Annotated in this window: 13 protein-coding genes; 8 read left to right on the top strand and 5 right to left on the bottom strand. The window is 72.7% G+C overall.

What is annotated here, in order from left to right; translation table 11 throughout:
• The 4 genes from Aeryth_RS05785 to Aeryth_RS05770 form a co-directional block, all read right to left on the bottom strand.
• Complete coding sequence (locus Aeryth_RS05785) at nucleotides 1-1,194, bottom strand: acyl-CoA dehydrogenase family protein (protein WP_067855822.1); 1,194 nt, start codon at nucleotides 1,192-1,194, stop codon at nucleotides 1-3.
• A gap of 128 nt (nucleotides 1,195-1,322) precedes the next feature.
• Nucleotides 1,323-2,198, bottom strand: coding sequence for a DMT family transporter (locus Aeryth_RS05780; RefSeq protein ID WP_202967711.1), 876 nt, complete (start codon nucleotides 2,196-2,198; stop codon nucleotides 1,323-1,325).
• Entirely contained in the window at nucleotides 2,195-4,015 is a 1,821-nt protein-coding gene (locus Aeryth_RS05775) for a vWA domain-containing protein (protein ID WP_083516287.1), read from the bottom strand. Before Aeryth_RS05775 ends, Aeryth_RS05780 begins: the two co-directional genes overlap by 4 nt.
• A 57-nt stretch (nucleotides 4,016-4,072) precedes the next feature.
• On the bottom strand, nucleotides 4,073-5,458 hold the full coding sequence (locus Aeryth_RS05770) for a WS/DGAT/MGAT family O-acyltransferase (RefSeq protein ID WP_083516286.1): 1,386 nt from the start codon (nucleotides 5,456-5,458) through the stop codon (nucleotides 4,073-4,075).
• A gap of 113 nt (nucleotides 5,459-5,571) precedes the next feature.
• Here Aeryth_RS05770 and Aeryth_RS05765 point away from each other — a divergent pair, with 113 nt between their 5' ends.
• From Aeryth_RS05765 to fdhD, 5 genes are all read left to right on the top strand, one after another.
• The gene (locus Aeryth_RS05765) at nucleotides 5,572-6,696 is read left to right on the top strand and encodes an alpha/beta hydrolase (protein ID WP_067855816.1); all 1,125 of its coding nucleotides are present in this window, start codon (nucleotides 5,572-5,574) and stop codon (nucleotides 6,694-6,696) included.
• Nucleotides 6,697-6,810: 114 nt separating this feature from the next.
• Entirely contained in the window at nucleotides 6,811-9,237 is a 2,427-nt protein-coding gene (locus Aeryth_RS05760; protein ID WP_067855813.1) for an FdhF/YdeP family oxidoreductase, read from the top strand.
• Nucleotides 9,234-9,812: a molybdenum cofactor guanylyltransferase gene (gene mobA, locus Aeryth_RS05755; protein WP_067855810.1), complete on the top strand. Its 579-nt coding sequence runs from the start codon at nucleotides 9,234-9,236 to the stop codon at nucleotides 9,810-9,812. The genes Aeryth_RS05760 and mobA overlap by 4 nt, the downstream gene beginning before the upstream one ends.
• The gene (locus Aeryth_RS18110) at nucleotides 9,806-10,093 is read left to right on the top strand and encodes a DUF6457 domain-containing protein (protein ID WP_193786279.1); all 288 of its coding nucleotides are present in this window, start codon (nucleotides 9,806-9,808) and stop codon (nucleotides 10,091-10,093) included. The genes mobA and Aeryth_RS18110 overlap by 7 nt, the downstream gene beginning before the upstream one ends.
• On the top strand, nucleotides 10,090-10,911 hold the full coding sequence (gene fdhD, locus Aeryth_RS05745) for a formate dehydrogenase accessory sulfurtransferase FdhD (protein WP_067855808.1): 822 nt from the start codon (nucleotides 10,090-10,092) through the stop codon (nucleotides 10,909-10,911). The genes Aeryth_RS18110 and fdhD overlap by 4 nt, the downstream gene beginning before the upstream one ends.
• Before the next feature lie 30 nt (nucleotides 10,912-10,941).
• Here fdhD and Aeryth_RS05740 read toward each other — a convergent pair whose 3' ends face one another.
• Nucleotides 10,942-12,459, bottom strand: coding sequence for an OFA family MFS transporter (locus Aeryth_RS05740; RefSeq protein WP_067855805.1), 1,518 nt, complete (start codon nucleotides 12,457-12,459; stop codon nucleotides 10,942-10,944).
• A gap of 159 nt (nucleotides 12,460-12,618) precedes the next feature.
• Between Aeryth_RS05740 and Aeryth_RS05735 the strand changes: the two genes are divergently transcribed.
• Genes Aeryth_RS05735 through Aeryth_RS05725 form a run of 3 tightly spaced genes read left to right on the top strand, consistent with a single transcriptional unit; the run spans nucleotide 12,619 to nucleotide 15,731 of the window.
• Nucleotides 12,619-13,896 carry a magnesium transporter MgtE N-terminal domain-containing protein gene (locus Aeryth_RS05735; RefSeq protein ID WP_067855802.1) on the top strand — a complete coding sequence of 426 codons (1,278 nt, stop codon included), beginning with the start codon at nucleotides 12,619-12,621 and terminating at the stop codon, nucleotides 13,894-13,896.
• On the top strand, nucleotides 13,889-14,515 hold the full coding sequence (locus Aeryth_RS05730) for a DUF1003 domain-containing protein (RefSeq protein ID WP_083516285.1): 627 nt from the start codon (nucleotides 13,889-13,891) through the stop codon (nucleotides 14,513-14,515). Before Aeryth_RS05735 ends, Aeryth_RS05730 begins: the two co-directional genes overlap by 8 nt.
• Before the next feature lie 49 nt (nucleotides 14,516-14,564).
• Nucleotides 14,565-15,731: an Mrp/NBP35 family ATP-binding protein gene (locus Aeryth_RS05725; protein WP_067855800.1), complete on the top strand. Its 1,167-nt coding sequence runs from the start codon at nucleotides 14,565-14,567 to the stop codon at nucleotides 15,729-15,731.
• Nucleotides 15,732-15,743 lie beyond the last annotated feature (12 nt).

Here is a 15,743-nt window from a genome sequence, read left to right as displayed (position 1 = left end):
TCAGAGCTTGTAGTCCTTGAGCAGCGCGCGCCCGATGATCATCTTCTGGATGTCGGACGTGCCCTCGCCGATGAGCATGAACTTGACCTCACGCATGAGGCGCTCGATCTCGTACTCCTTGGAGTAGCCGTAGCCACCGTGGATCCGGAAGGAGTCCTCGACGACCTCGTTGGCGTACTCGCTCGCGAGCATCTTGGCCATGCCGGCCTCGACGTCCATGCGCTTGCCGGTGTCCTTCAGCCTCGCGGAACGGACCATCATCGCGTGGATGGTCTCGACCTTCGTGGCCATCTCGGCGAGGCGGAACAGCACGGCCTGGTGGTCGGCGATCTGCTTGCCGAAGGTCTTGCGCTGCTGCGCGTAGGCGATCGCGAGCTCGAAGCCGCGGATCGCGAGGCCGCAGGCGCGGGCCGCGACGTTGACGCGGCCGACCTCGACGCCGTCCATCATCTGGAAGAAGCCCTTCCCCGGCTCGCCGCCGAGGATCTGGTCGGCGGAGATCTGGTGGTCCTCGAGGATGAGCTCGGTCGTCTCGACGCCCTTGTAGCCCATCTTGGCGATCTTGCCGGGGACGGTGACGCCCTGGGCGGTCTCGCCGAAGCCCGGCTCCTTCTCCACGAGGAAGGTCGTCATGTTCTTGTAGACGGAGTCGGCACCCTCGTCGGTCTTGCAGAGCACCGCCACGAGCGTGGAGGTGCCGCCGTTGGTCAGCCACATCTTCTGGCCGGTGATCGAGTAGGAGCCGTCGTCCTTCTTCGTCGCCTTCGTCGAGACGGCCGAGACGTCGGAGCCGAGGCCCGGCTCGGACATCGAGAACGCGCCGCGGACCTCGCCGACTGCCATCTTCGGGAGGTACTTCTGCTTCTGCTCCTCGGTGCCGTGCTGCTGCAGCAGGTAGGCGACGATGAAGTGCGTGTTGATGACGCCGGAGACGCTCATCCAGCCGCGAGCGATCTCCTCGACGACCAGCGCGTAGGTCAGCAGCGACTCGCCGAGACCGCCGAACTCCTCAGGGATCGTCAGGCCGAAGACGCCGAGCTCCTTGAGCCCCTCGATGATCTCGGTCGGGTACTCGTCGTCGTGCTCGAGCTGCTGGGCGACCGGGATGATCTTCTCGTCCACGAAGTCGCGGATCGTCTCGAGGATCGCGGTCTGCTCCTCGGTGAGGTTCTCGGTGCTGGCGAGGCGTCCCATGCGTTGTTCCTCCGTCTCGTGGGTGACACGCCGACGATACCCGCGAGTAACGTCCAGCACCGCAGGACTCCCCGTGAGCCGTCGCACAGGACGCCGACGGGCCCGTCCACCCGACGGGTGTCGCGCCGTCAGGCCACGGGCTCGACCGGCTCGGTCGGCGCCCGTCGGGCCCGGACGACCACGGCGAGGCCCACCAGCACCAGCAGCAGCCCGACGTACACGCCGGCGGGCGGCGCCTGGCCGAGGAAGACCGCGGCCAGCAGGGCCGCGCCGGGCACCTCGAGCAGCAGGACGAGCGAGATGACGGTCGGGCTCATGACGGCCAGCAGGTGGTTGAACAGCGAGTGGCCGAGCAGCTGCGCGCACACCGTCACCGCGGCCAGCAGCAGCCACACGTGCGCGTCGTAGCCGACGAAGGAGGCACCGGTCGCGAGGCAGCCGACCGCGAGCACCGCGGCGCACGTGCCGTAGCAGAACGTCGTGTAGTGGGTCGTGCTGAGCCGACGTCGCGCCGACTCCCCCGCCACCAGGTACAGCGCGGCGCCGAGCCCGCCGACCACCGCGAGCAGGTCGCCGAGCAGCGCCCGGCGCGAGACCGTCAGGTCGACACCGGACACGACCAGGACGCCGACCGACGCGACGACGCAGCCGAGCAGCACCGCACGTCCGGGACGCACGCCGCGCAGTCGGTCGACGAGCACCACCCACAGCAGCTGGGTGCAGGTGAGCGCGGTCGCCGCGGCCACGGTCGTGAGCTTCAGCGCCCCGACCCAGGCGGCGAAGTGCACCGCCAGCATGACCCCCGCGAAGACCGTGCCCCGCAGGTCGGCCCAGCGCAGGCCCGTGAGCGCGGTACGGCTCCGCACCGCGAACGGCGTGAGCACCGCGGTCGCGGCGGCGTTGCGCCAGAAGGCGATGACGAGGGCCGGCGCCGCGGTGGCCGCCATGAGCGGCCCCGACGCGCTGACCCCCAGCAGCCCGACGACGACGAGCAGCCAGGTCACGGGGCCCGCCGCCGACGCAGCATCACGACTGATCCGCCGACGAGGGCGACCACGACGAGTCCCGCGACGGCGAGGAGCCACGACGCGGGCCCGGCGTCGTCGGTGGCGGCCTCCGCCCGCGGCTCGGGCTCCACGTAGGCCGGCACCCCCGCCTCCTCCCCCGCGACCGACGTGGTCAGGGTCAGCGGCACCTCCCCGACCTCCTCCGCGGTCGCGGCGGAGGTGGGCAGCACCGTCACCGAGCACCAGGCGTCGCCGGCGAGCTGGAACGCGCGCACCGTGTCCGAGCTCGACTCACGGTTGCGCAGCACCACGGGCGGCGACGCCGCGTGCAGGTCGAGGGCCCGGTCGCCCCGCCACTGGGCGCGGGCCGTGCGCGCGGAGGAGTCGTCGGCCAGGGTCTTCATCGCCCCGTACACGCGCACCTGGGCGGTCACGCCGACCGCGCGTCCGAAGGCGCGGGCCGCGCGGTCAGAGGTGCCGAGGGTCGCGTCGCAGACGGCGGAACGGCCCCAGCCCACGTCGGGCAGGCGGTAGAACAGGGTCTCGCCGGGCAGCACGGTGTCCTCGTAGGTGCCGGGCGGCGTCGGGGGTGCCGACGAGAAGTTCGGGCCGCCCACCACGGGCACGGCGTCCGCGGCGGCACGTCCGGTCTGGACCTCGTCGGAGAAGCCGCTCGCCCGTCCGAAGGCCGCAGGCAGGGCGGAGGCGTCCTCGACCTCGGGCTCGGTCCGCACGAGCAGCTCCAGGCCCTGGACCTCCTCGTTGTTCGAGGTCACCGTGGCGACGTACGGACCTCCGCCGCAGTCCTCCCGATCGGTGGCGGACAGCGTGAGGGCCGCGGCGATCGGCGCGCCCCCGTTGCTCGCACCCTGGGCGGTCTCCCGCGCCGGCGACCCGCACGGCGTGCCGTCCGCGGACACGACCCCGACCTCGACCGAGGAGACCCCGGTGAACCCCCGCGTTGGCAGGGTCGCGGCCGCGACGTGGAACGTCCCGCGGCCCGGGTCGGGCAGGCGGTAGTGCTCGGGGCCGGAGTCGCCCACCGTGTCGAGCCACTGGCCGTCGGTCACCGCGGGGGCGTCCTTTCGCGTCGTGCCGCCCTCCACCGGGCGACCGGCGGGTGCGTAGCCGCGGGCGGCGCGCACCGACGTCCGGGTCAGGGTGTCCTGCAACCGGCTCACGTCCTGCACGTCGTAGTAGGTGCCACCGCCCGCCGAAGCGATGCAGGTGAGCTGGGCGCGCGAGGCCGGGTCGACCTGCAGCCCGACGACGTCGACGTAGAAGTCGGCGCCCTTCTTGCGCAGGTCGGCGGCCACCTCGCACGGGTCGCCGCCGCAGTTCTCCTCCCCGTCGGACACGAGCACGATGCTGCGGGGTCCCTCGGTGGGCAGGTCGCCGTACGCCTGGCGCAGCGAGTAGGCGATGGGGGTGTTGCCGAGCGGACGCAGCCGGTCGACGCCGGCCCGCAGCGCGCCCCGATCGGTTCGCGCCACCGGGGCGAGGAGCTCGGTGTCCTCGCACGAGCCGGGGCCTTCGCTGATGGTCGACCCGTAGACGCGCAGACCGACCTGCGCGTCGTCCGGAAGGTCCTCGACCACGGCGCGGAGCCCGGCCTTGGCCTCCGTCATCCGCGTCGCCCCGGCCCCGCCGGGCTCCTTCATCGACCCCGAGCCGTCCAGCACAAGGACGACCGCGCCGCCGCCCTGGGCGGGCCGGTCCTCGCTCGGCGCGGCCGCTCCGGCGCCGACCAGCGTCGACCAGGCGAGCAGCAGCGTGACGCCGACGGACAGCGGCATGAGGGACCCGCGGGACATGGCCGCGAGTCTAGGCCCACGCGGCACGGCCACGGCGCGGCCGACGGCGTCGCCGACTCATCCCCAGGCGGTCTCCAGCTCGGCCAGCGACGTCTCCAGGTGCGTGAGCAGCCGCTGCAGGTGCGGCACGCTCGTGCGGCAGCCGATGATGCCGAAGTCGAGGTACTTGTCGCGGCTGCAGAGCGTGACGTTCACGGCCTGTCCGTCGAGCACGATCGAGACCGGGTAGAGCCCGTCGAGCTGGGCGCCGTTGAAGTACATCGGCTGCTTCGGACCGGGCACGTTGGAGATGACCACGTTGAACGGCGGGTGCGTCATGCGCACGAAGCCCGGGACGGGCGTGAGCGCGAGCGGCGCCATCTGCAGCGCCGAGAAGGCGAGGATCTGGATCGGGGTCAGCCCGCCGAGGATCTTCTTCGCGCGTCGCGAGGAGTAGGCGATCTCCTCCAGGCGGGTGGCACCGTTCTCGACGTCGGTCGCGAGGTTGACCACGATGACGCCCACGGAGTTGCCGCCGTCGCCCGCCTGGCCCGCCGACTCGGCGCGCAGCGCGAGGGAGACCGGGACCATCGCGGTCATCGGCTCGTCCGGCAGGGCGTTCTGCTCGAGCAGGTACTCGCGCAGCGCACCGGAGACCATCGCGAGCACGACGTCGTTGAGGGTGGTCGCCGACGACTTCGCGACTCGGCGGATCCGTTCGATCTCCCACGACTGCGCGGCGAAGCGACGCGCCCCGCCCACCGGTCCGTTGAGGATCGTGCGCGGCGCCCGCGGAAGGGTGACGTCGCCCTCGCGGACGATCTGGTTGACGATCTTCATCGACGCGGGCAGGAGACCGGCGACGTCCTCCGCGACCGAGAGTCCGCCCCGCAGCAGGCCGAGCGGGTCCGGGAAGCGCCGGGCGACCTCCGACGACGGACGCCGGCGCGGGGCCAGCGCCCACGGGGGCACGCAGTCGCGGGCGTCCGGGTCGTCGCTGAGGCTGCGCTGCAGCAGCCGCAGGGCCGAGACGCCGTCGACCATCGAGTGGTGGATCTTGCTGTACACGGCGAACCGGCCGTCCTGGAGGCCCTCGACGACGTGCGCCTCCCAGAGCGGTCGGTGCCGGTCCAGCAGCGACCCGTGCCAGCGCGACGTCAGCTGCAGGAGCTCGCGGATGCGTCCCGGCGGCGGCACCGCCGAGTGCCGCACGTGGTAGTCCAGGTCGATCGCACCGTCCTGGGCCCACCACGTCTGTCCGGCCAGCCCGACCGGCTCCGCCGGCCGCTTGCGGAAGGTCGGCGAGACCTCCTGCACCGACCGGAACCCTTCCACGAGCTCGCGCACGAACTCCGGCCCGGCGCCCTCCGGCGGCCGGAACAGCTGCAGCCCACCCACGTGCATGGGGTGCTCTCGGGACTCCGCCAACAGGAACATGGAGTCCGTGGGGGGCATGAAGGGCATGCGATCAATCTCCTGCGGCAGACGGGGCGGTGGCGCTAACGTAACGATTTCGTGTGGCGTAGGTCACCGGGTGTGACATATTCGTGAACGTCGCATGACGAGGGGAGAGTCCGATGGTCAGCACGAGGGAGCGCAGCACGGCTCGTACGCACGGTGCCGGGCACCTGGCGGTCGCCGCCGACGCCCGGTACTTCGAGGGCGCCAGCCTGCAGTCGCGGGCTCTCGGCCTGGGACTGCGGCACACCGTGCGTCCCGTCCTCGACCTCTGGACGCGGCTGCCGTTCGACCTGTTCCCGCCGAACCTGCTGGAGCACGCCGCCCGGCTGCTGCCCGTCCACGAGGGCACCAGCTGGCGGACCGTCGACCTCGCGCGCTGCGGCAGCGAGCTGCTCTCGGCCAAGGACGTGCGCGACATCCACGGCGGCAACCCGCGCGTCATCCTCTACTTCCACGGCGGGGCCTTCCTGACCTGCGGGCTGAACACCCATCGTCGGCTCGTCTCGCGCATCTCGCACGCCTCCGGCCAGCCCGTGCTCAACGTCGGCTACCGGCAGATGCCGTACGAGCCGATCGCCGAGTCGGTCGCCGACGGCGTCGACGGCTTCCGCTGGCTGCTCGAGCAGGGCTACCGGCCCGAGGACGTGACGATCGCCGGCGACTCCGCCGGCGGCTACCTCGCGTTCAGCGTCGCACGCGCCGTGCTCGACCAGGGGCTCGGCCGTCCCGCCGGCGTCGTGGCCATCTCGCCGCTGCTCGACGTCGACGTCGCGCGCAAGCGCCAGCACCGCAACGCCGACCGCTGCCAGACCTTCCCGCTGCGGGCGCTCGAGAAGTTCACCGACGTCGCGCTGCGCATGGACACCCGCCGCGGCATCAACGGCCAGCGGGTCTGCCCCGTCGACATGCCGCTCGAGGACATGCCGCCGGCGCTGATCCAGATCGGGTCCCGCGAGATCCTGCTCGCCGACGCCGAGCACATGGCCGCACGCCTGGTCCAGGCCGGGGTGCCCGTGGACCTGCAGGTGTGGGACCGCCAGGTCCACGTCTTCCAGGCCGCGGCCTCGTGGGTGCCGGAGGCGCGGGCGGCGATCGAGGAGATCGGCGACTTCGTGACCGGCCTGGCCGACCAGGACTCCGCCGCCGACGGCTCGCGCGGCACCGCCACCAGCACGACCGCCGCCACCACCACGGGCGCAACCGCCCGCCGCGGGCGACGCACGGGCGTCGCGGCCGTCTGAGCCCACCGCGACGGCCCCGACGTCGCCGCGCCCGAGCCCTCGTGCGACGGGCGCCCCTGCGGTCCAGCGGGTACGGTCGAACGTGACCGCAGGCACGCACCGGGAGGCAGCATCGTGAGCAACGGGACGGCAGGACCGGGCACCGCACCGGTCGTCGAGGGGTTCGGCGCGCAGGACGACAGCGAGCTGGAGATCCACTCCCCCAAGGACGCGGCGGCGGGCGTCACGGCGGTCAAGGTGTCGATGGAGCGCGCGCTGTCCCACATGGGTCCGAAGCGCACCGCCCAGACCCTGCTCAAGCTCAACCAGGCCGACGGGTTCGACTGCACGTCGTGCGCCTGGCCCGACCCCGACCCCGAGGCCCGGCACACGGCCGAGTTCTGCGAGAACGGCGCGAAGGCCGTCGCCGAGGAGGCCACCACGGACCGGGCGACGCCCGAGGTGTTCGCCCGCTACTCGATCGCCGAGCTCGACTCCCACGACGAGTACTGGCTGGGCCAGCTCGGCCGCATCACGCACCCGATGGTCAAGCGACCCGGCGGCACGCACTACGAGCCCATCGAGTGGGACGACGCGTTCGCCCTCGTCGCCGAGCACCTCAACGGTCTCGCGTCCCCCGACGAGGCCGTCTTCTACACGTCCGGGCGCGCGTCGAACGAGTCGGCGTTCACCTACCAGCTGTTCGTCCGCGCGTTCGGCACGAACAACCTGCCCGACTGCTCGAACATGTGCCACGAGTCGACGAGCGTCGCGCTCGCGGAGTCGATCGGCATCGGCAAGGGCAGCGTGAGCCTGCGAGACCTCTACGACGCCGAGCTGATCGTCATCGCCGGGCAGAACCCTGGCACGAACCACCCGCGCATGCTCTCGGCGCTGGAGATCGCGAAGCGTCGCGGCGCCAAGATCCTCGCGATCAACCCGTTGCGCGAGGCCGGACTGGTCAACTTCCGCAACCCGCAGAAGCCGAGGGGTGTCGTGGGTCGCGGCACCGACATCGCCGACCTGCACCTGCCCGTGCGCATCAACGGCGACCTCGCCCTGTTCCAGGCGTTCGGCCACCTGCTCGAGCAGTGGGGCGCGATCGACCGGGAGTTCGTCGAGCAGTACACCGACGGCTACGACGCGTGGGTCGAGCACGTGCGCGCCCTCGACTGGGACGTCGTGCTGGCCGCCACCGGCCTCTCCCGCGAGCTGATCGAGCGCGCGGCACGGATGATCGAGGCCTCCGGCGCGACCATCTACTGCTGGGCGATGGGCCTGACGCAGCACCGCAACTCCGTGGCCACCATCAAGGAGGTCACGAACCTCGCGCTCGTGCGTGGCGACATCGGCAAGCGCGGGGCCGGCCTGTGCCCGGTGCGCGGCCACTCCAACGTGCAGGGCGACCGCACGATGGGCATCTGGGAGAAGTCGCCCGACACCTTCCTCGACGCGCTCCAGGCCGAGTTCGGCTTCGACCCGCCGCGCGAGCACGGGCTCGACGTCGTCGACGCCGTCCGCGCCCTGCGCGACGGGAAGGCCAAGGTGTTCATGGGTCTCGGCGGCAACTTCGTGCACGCCGTCTCCGACACCGACGTCGCCGCTGACGCGCTGCGCAGCGCCGACCTCACGCTGCACGTGTCGACCAAGGTGAACCGCTCGCACCTGGTCACGGGCGACACCGCGCTCATCCTGCCGACCCTGGGACGCACCGAGGTCGACGAGCGGGCCACCGGTCCGCAGTTCGTCTCGGTCGAGGACTCGATGTCGTCGGTGCACGCCTCGCGCGGACCGCTCGAGCCGGCCAGCCCGCACCTGCGCTCGGAGACGGCCATCGTCTGCGGCATCGCCCGGGCGACGCTGCGCCAGGCCGACGGCACCGACCGCCACGGCATCGACTGGGACGCGATGGCGGAGGACTACAGCATCATCCGCGGCCACATCTCCCGCGTCGTGCCCGGCTGCGAGGACTACGAGCGCAAGGTCGACCGACCCGGCGGCTTCGTGCTCCCGCACCCACCGCGCGACTCCCGCTCCTTCCACACCTCCACGGGCAAGGGTCGGATCGCGGTCTCGCCGGTCGAGGTGCTGCACGTGCCGGAGGGGCACCTGCTCCTGCAGACGCTGCGCAGCCACGACCAGTTCAACACCACCATCTACGGGATGAGCGACCGCTACCGCGGCATCGAGAACGGCCGACGCGTCGTCCTCGTACACCCCGACGACATCGAGGCGCTCGGCTGGCGCGACGGTGACGTGGTCGACCTCGTCACCCACTGGACCGACGACGACGTCGACCGGGTCGCCCCCGGGTTCCGGATCGTCTCCTACGAGACCCCGCGCGGCACGGCGGCGGCCTACTACCCGGAGACGAACCCGCTGGTGCCGCTGGACTCCGTCGCCGAGCACAGCAACACGCCGACGTCGAAGTCGGTCGTCGTCCGGCTCGTCCCCACCGCCGTCGGCGGCGTGGGCGAGGGCGTGGACGGGTCGCAGCACCCGGTCGGCGCGGACGGCGAGCACCGGTCGCACCCGCAGCCGGAGCCCCTGCACCTGTCGTGACCGCCTCCACCCCGAGCCGCTCCCTCCAGGCCGTGGTCCTGGCCGGTGGCACCAGCCGGCGCTGGGACGGCCAGGACAAGACGCAGCTCGTCGTCGGCGGCAGGCCGCTGCTCGACCACGCGCTCGCGGCGTTGCCCGACGACAGCCACGTCGTGGTCGTCGGGCCGCCGCGCCCGACGTCGCGCCCGGTCGGGTGGACGCGGGAGGACCCCGCCGGCTCGGGACCCGCGGCCGGCGTCCAGGCCGGGCTGCGGGCGCTCGCGCCGGGCGCGCCCGTCGTGGTGCTCGCCGCCGACCTGCCCCGGGCGGCCGAGCTCGTCGACGCCCTGCTGGACGCCCCACGCCCGCGCGGGGCGCTCGTCGTGGCCGACGGCACGGGCCGGGCCCACTGGACCTCGGCACTGCTCTCCGCGGAGGCCGCCGACGTGGTCCGCGGGCTGCCCGACCTCGTCGACGCGTCGCTGCGACGCCTCTTCGACCACCTCGACGTCACGCTGGTCCCCTCCCCCGACGGCGCCACGCACGACCTCGACTCCCCCGCCGACCTCGACGCCCTGCAGGAGGACCATTGCTGAGCGACCGCGACGAGACGATGCTGGCCTGGTGGCGCGAGCTGTGCGCCGAGCTGGGCGTCGACGACCCGGGCACCGACGTGGAGCGGGTCCTCGACCTGGCCGCCGTCGCCGCGCACGCGGTCGTGCGCCCCGCGGCCCCGCTCACCACGTTCCTGGCCGGCTACGCGGCGGGGCTGGCGGGCGGTGGGGACGACGCCGTCCGCCGCGCCGTCGCGCAGGCCCAGCTCCTCGCCGAGGTCCGCGGCGGCGACCAGGACGACAGCAGCGGGTCGCCCTCATGACCAAGCCCGTCCAGCGACGCCGGATCCAGCACGTCGAGGTCGGCGTGGGCGTGACGCCGCGGCACGACTCGCTCGCCGCCGAGGAGCCGCTCGAGATCCGCGTGGCCGGCGCGTCGTTCGCGGTGACCATGCGCACCCCCGGCCACGACTTCGACCTGGTGGCCGGCTTCCTCGTCTCCGAGGGCGTCGTGGCGCGCACCGACCAGCTGCACGCCATGCGGTACTGCGCACCGGAGCAGGACGAGAACACCTACAACGTCATCGACGTCGGCGTCAGCGGTCGCGGAGCGCACGTCGCGGCCAGCCGCGAGCGGCACGTCTACACGTCGAGCTCGTGCGGCGTGTGCGGCCTCGCGTCGATCGACGCCGTGGCGACGACGTCGGCGTTCGACGTGTCCGCAGACGACGTGCGGGTCGACGCCGCCGTCCTGGCCGCGCTGCCCGACCGGCTGCGCGAGCAGCAGGCGGTCTTCGAGCGCACGGGCGGGCTGCACGCGGCGGGACTGTTCGGCACCGACGGCACGCCGCTGGTGGTCCGCGAGGACGTGGGCCGGCACAACGCCGTCGACAAGGTCGTCGGCCAGGCGCTGCGCGAGGACCGACTCCCGCTCACCGGCACGGTGCTGCAGGTGTCGGGACGGGCGTCGTTCGAGCTGGTCCAGAAGGCGGCCATGGCCGGCATCCCGGTGCTCGCCGCGGTGAGCGCGCCGTCGTCGCTCGCGGTCGACCTGGCCGACCGGCTCGGTGTGACCGTGGTCGGCTTCTCGCGCGGCAGCAGCTTCAACGTCTACACCCGTCCCGAGCGCGTCGTCGCCTGACCGACGCGCCCGGGTCGGGCGCTGCTGCGCTCAGAACAGGGCCGAGGCCTTCACGACGGTCTCGTAGACGCCGTAGACCAGCGGGACGCCGACGACGAGCCACGCCACCACCGCGAGCGGCGTGACGCCCTCGGCCGTCGTGTCCTCGCCCTGCGCGGAGGCCGGCGGGTGCTCGGCCGTCGGCTCCGTGCTGTGGGGCTCGTGGAAGCGCGACGCCACCGGCCGCACCAGCAGGTTGGCGACGAAGCCGACGGCCAGCACGCCGACCATCGTGAGCAGCGCCGGACGGTAGTCGGCCGCCGTCAGGGCGCCGGGCTCGCCCCTGGCGTCGAGGAAGCCGTTGACGATCAGCGGTCCCGCCACGCCCGCCGCGGACCAGGCGGTCAGCAGCCGGCCGTGGATCGCGCCGACCTGGAAGGTGCCGAACAGGTCGCGCAGGTACGCCGGGATGGTCGCGAAGCCGCCGCCGTAGAAGCTGAGGATGAACCCGGCGAGGACGACGAACAGCACGGTCGAGCCCGAGCCGCCGAGCGCGAGCGTCGCGTAGAGCACGATGCCCACGCCGAGGTAGAGGACGTAGATGTTCTTGCGGCCCACGACGTCGGACGTCGACGACCACACGAACCGGCCCGCCATGTTGCACAGCGACAGGAAGCCCACGAAGCCGGCCGCGGCGGCTGCGGCCACCGTCGAGTCCTGGCCGTCGCGGAAGAAGTCCTGGATCATCGGCGCGGCCTGCTCCAGGATGCCGATGCCGGCGGTCACGTTGCAGAACAGCACCACCCAGAGCAGCCAGAACTGCGGCGTGCGGACGGCGTTGTTGGCCGAGACGCTCTCCGTCGTGACGAGGGCCTTCTTCTTCGCGGTCGACGGGTCGAACCCACGCGGCGCCCACCCGTCCGCCGGCACCCGCACGAGCCATGCACCGAACAGCATGACGACCAGGTACACGAGTCCGAGCGTCACGAACAGCTTCGCCACCGCCGAGCCGGAGGCCAGGCCGGTGGCGGTGTCGTAGGACGAGTCGTACCAGCCGAGCAGCGTGCTCGAGAGCGGGCTCGCGATCATCGCGCCGCCGCCGAAGCCCATGATGGCCATGCCGGTCGCGAGGCCGGGGCGGTCCGGGAACCACTTGATGAGGGTCGAGACCGGCGAGATGTAGCCGATGCCCAGGCCGATGCCGCCGATCACGCCGTAGCCGAGGTACAGCAGCCACAGCTGGCTCGTCGCGATGCCGAGCGCTCCCACGAGGAAGCCGGTCGCCCAGCAGGTGGCGGCCGCGACCATGGCGCGGCGCGGCCCGCCGGTGTCGACCCAGGTGCCGAACACGGCGGCCGAGACGCCCAGCATGACGATGGCGATCGAGAACACGACGCCGACGGCGGTCAGGCTGGTGTCGAAGTGCTCGACCAGCGAGGCCTTGTAGACGCTGGTCGCGTAGACCTGCCCGATGCACAGGTGCACCGCCAGCGCGGCCGGCGGGATGAGCCAGCGGTTGAAGCCGGGGCCGGCGACGGTGCGCTCCCGGGCCAGGACGCTCGTGGACATGGTTCCCCCTCGTCGGATCGGACGGCCGGACCGCCTGTGACGTGCGTCTCGAAGCGTACGAGAGGACGCGCCGGTCCGCGCGTCGGGCGCCGGTCGCGACGTCCCGCCGGCGACAGGTCGGCGACGTGCCGGGCGACGTCGAGCCTCTACCCTGGGCACGTGACCTCGAGCCCCGGACGCATCTTCCTGTCGCGCATCGTCGGGCAGGACGTCTTCGACCCCGCGGGCGACCAGGTCGGCAAGCTGCGCGACGTCGTGGTGGCGCTGCGCGGCCCGCGCCGACCGCGCGTCGTGGGCCTCGTCGTCGAGGTGCTCGGGCGGCGCCGGGTGTTCCTGCCGATCGGCCGCGTGACGTCGCTCGACTCCGGCCAGGTCATCACGACCGGCGTGCTCAACATGCGCCGCTTCGAGAAGCGGAGCACCGAGACGCTGGCGATCCACGAGCTGCTCGACCGCACCGTCACCCTGCCCGACGCCCGCACCGGCACCGTCTACGACCTGGCGATGGAGCAGGACACCCGCCGCGACTGGTACCTCGGCTCGGTGGCCGTCCAGGAGTCGGGCAAGCGGTTCGGACGTCGCGGCGCGACCCACGTGGTCCAGTGGGACGAGGTCACCGGCCTCGTCGGCCAGGAGCCCGGCCAGGGCGCCACCCACCTGCTCGCCACGATGGACGAGATGCGCCCGGCCGACCTCGCGAACGCGCTGCTCGACCTGCCGACGAAGCGACGCGCCGAGATCGTCGGCGAGCTCGTCGACGAGCGGCTCGCCGACGTCCTGGAGGAGCTGCCCGACAGCGTCCAGGTGGAGGTGCTCGGCGTCCTCGACCCCGAACGGGCGGCCGACGTCCTCGAGGAGATGGACCCCGACGACGCCGCCGACCTGCTCGGCGAGCTGCCCCCTGCCACGTCGGAGCAGCTGCTCGCGCTCATGAAGCCCGAGGACGCCGAGGACGTGCGGCGCCTGCTGACCTACGAGGACCGCACGGCCGGCGGCATGATGACGACCGAGCCGGTCATCCTCCCGCCGGACGCGACGATCGCCGAGGCGCTGGCCCGGCTGCGCGAGCCCGAGCTGGGACCTGCGCTCGCGTCGATGGTCTACGTGTGCCGGCCGCCGCTGGAGACCCCGACCGGCCGCTTCCTCGGCATCGTGCACTTCCAGGCCCTGCTGCGCGAGCCGCCGTCGACCCTCGTCGGCGGGCTCGCCGACAACGACATCGACTGGCCCCGGCCCGACGCCAGCCTCGAGCACGTCGCGAACCTGCTCGCGTCCTACGACATGCTCGCGCTCCCTGTGGTCGACGAGACGAGCCACCTGCTCGGCGTCGTCACCATCGACGACGTCCTCGACCACCTGCTGCCCGAGGGCTGGCGCGAGCGCGACAGCGACCGCGCCGCGAGCGACGCGGCGCAGGGGGTGGGTCTGCGTGGCTGAGCGCTCCCGCGACGGCGGGCGGCACGACCGCGAGCAGGCGCGTCGCGACCGCGAGCAGGCCCGCCGCGACCGCGACCGCCTCGACCAGCCCCGCGAGCGCGGACGGCGACGCTCGCTGCGGCCGCGCTCGGGCGACACCGACCGCTTCGGCCGCTTCGCCGAGTCGTTCGCCCGCTACATGGGCACGGCACGCTTCCTCATCTGGATGACGATGCTCATCCTCGTCTGGGTCGTGTGGAACGTGCCCTACGGCCCCGAGCGGCCGCGCTGGGACGAGTACCCGTTCATCTTCCTCACGCTCATGCTGTCGCTGCAGGCCTCCTACGCGGCGCCCCTGATCCTGCTCGCGCAGAACCGCCAGGAGGCGCGCGACCGCGTGCAGCAGGAGCAGGACCGTCGTGCCGACGCCCAGTCGCACGCCGACATGGAGTTCCTCGCCCGCGAGGTCGCGAGCCTGCGACTCGGCCTCGGCGAGGTCGCCACACGCGACTTCCTGCGCTCGGAGCTGCGCGACCTGCTCGAGTCGCTGCAGGAGCAGCCCGACGACGGCGACGACACCGGCTCCGAGGCCGGCCCGGACGGTCGCGGGCGGGGCCGCTCCGGCCCGCGCGGTCACTGAGGCTCGCCTGCGGCACACCGCCGCGGGGGTCGCCCGTACGATGGGAGCCATGGCTTCCGTCCCCACCGAGGAGCAGGTCCGCGAGGCTCTCGCCAGCGTGGTCGACCCCGAGATCAAGCGTCCCGTCACTGAGCTCGGCATGGTCGACACCGTCACGATCGACGACACGTCGATCACGGTCCGGCTCCTGCTCACCGTCTCCGGCTGCCCGCTGAAGGACACGCTGACGCGTGACACCACGGCCGCCGTCGAGAAGATCGCCCCCACGCACACGGTCCACGTCGACCTCGGCGTCATGACCGACGAGCAGCGCAAGAGCATGCGCGAGATGCTCCGGGGAGGCCAGACCGAGCGCGAGATCCCCTTCGCCCAGCCCGGCTCGCTGACCAAGGTGTACGCCATCGCGTCCGGCAAGGGCGGTGTCGGCAAGTCGTCGGTCACAGTCAACCTGGCCGTCGCCATGGCCCGCAGCGGCCTGAAGGTCGGCATCGTCGACGCCGACATCTACGGCCACTCGATCCCCGACATGATGGGCGTCGGCGACCGCCGGCCCACCCAGGTCGACGACATGATCCTGCCGGTGCCGGTCGAGGTCCCCGACTCCCCCGCGGCGCCGGACGTCAAGGTCATGAGCATCGGCATGCTGAAGCCCAAGCGCGACCAGGTCGTCGCCTGGCGCGGCCCGATGCTCGACCGTGCGCTCGTGCAGATGCTCAGCGACGTGTTCTGGGGCGACCTCGACGCGCTGCTGCTCGACCTGCCGCCCGGCACGGGCGACATGGCCATCAGCCTGGGCCAGCACCTCGCCAACGCCGAGGTCGTCGTCGTCACCACGCCGCAGCAGGCCGCCGCGCAGGTGGCCGAGCGTGCCGGCACGATGGCCTCGATGATGCACCAGCGCGTCGTGGGCATCGTCGAGAACATGTCCTACCTCATCACCCCCGGCGGCGAGCGCCTCGAGGTGTTCGGCAGCGGCGGCGCCGACGCGGTCGCGAAGACGCTGGGCGAGCGGCTCGGGCACGACGTGCCGGTGCTCGGCAAGGTGCCCCTGGAGGAGCAGCTGCGGGTCGGCGGCGACGACGGCCGTCCGATCGTGGCCACCCACCCGGGCAGCGAGTCGGCGAAGGTCCTGCAGCAGGTGGCGGACACGCTCACCGGACGCTCCCGAGGCCTGGCCGGCATGCAGCTGGGTCTCGCCCCCGTCGGTCGACTCTGAGGCACCCGACGT

The organism is Aeromicrobium erythreum, assembly GCF_001509405.1.
In the GTDB taxonomy this organism is placed as follows: Bacteria; Actinomycetota; Actinomycetes; order Propionibacteriales; family Nocardioidaceae; genus Aeromicrobium; species Aeromicrobium erythreum.
This window is presented reverse-complemented; position numbering and strand designations above follow the sequence as displayed.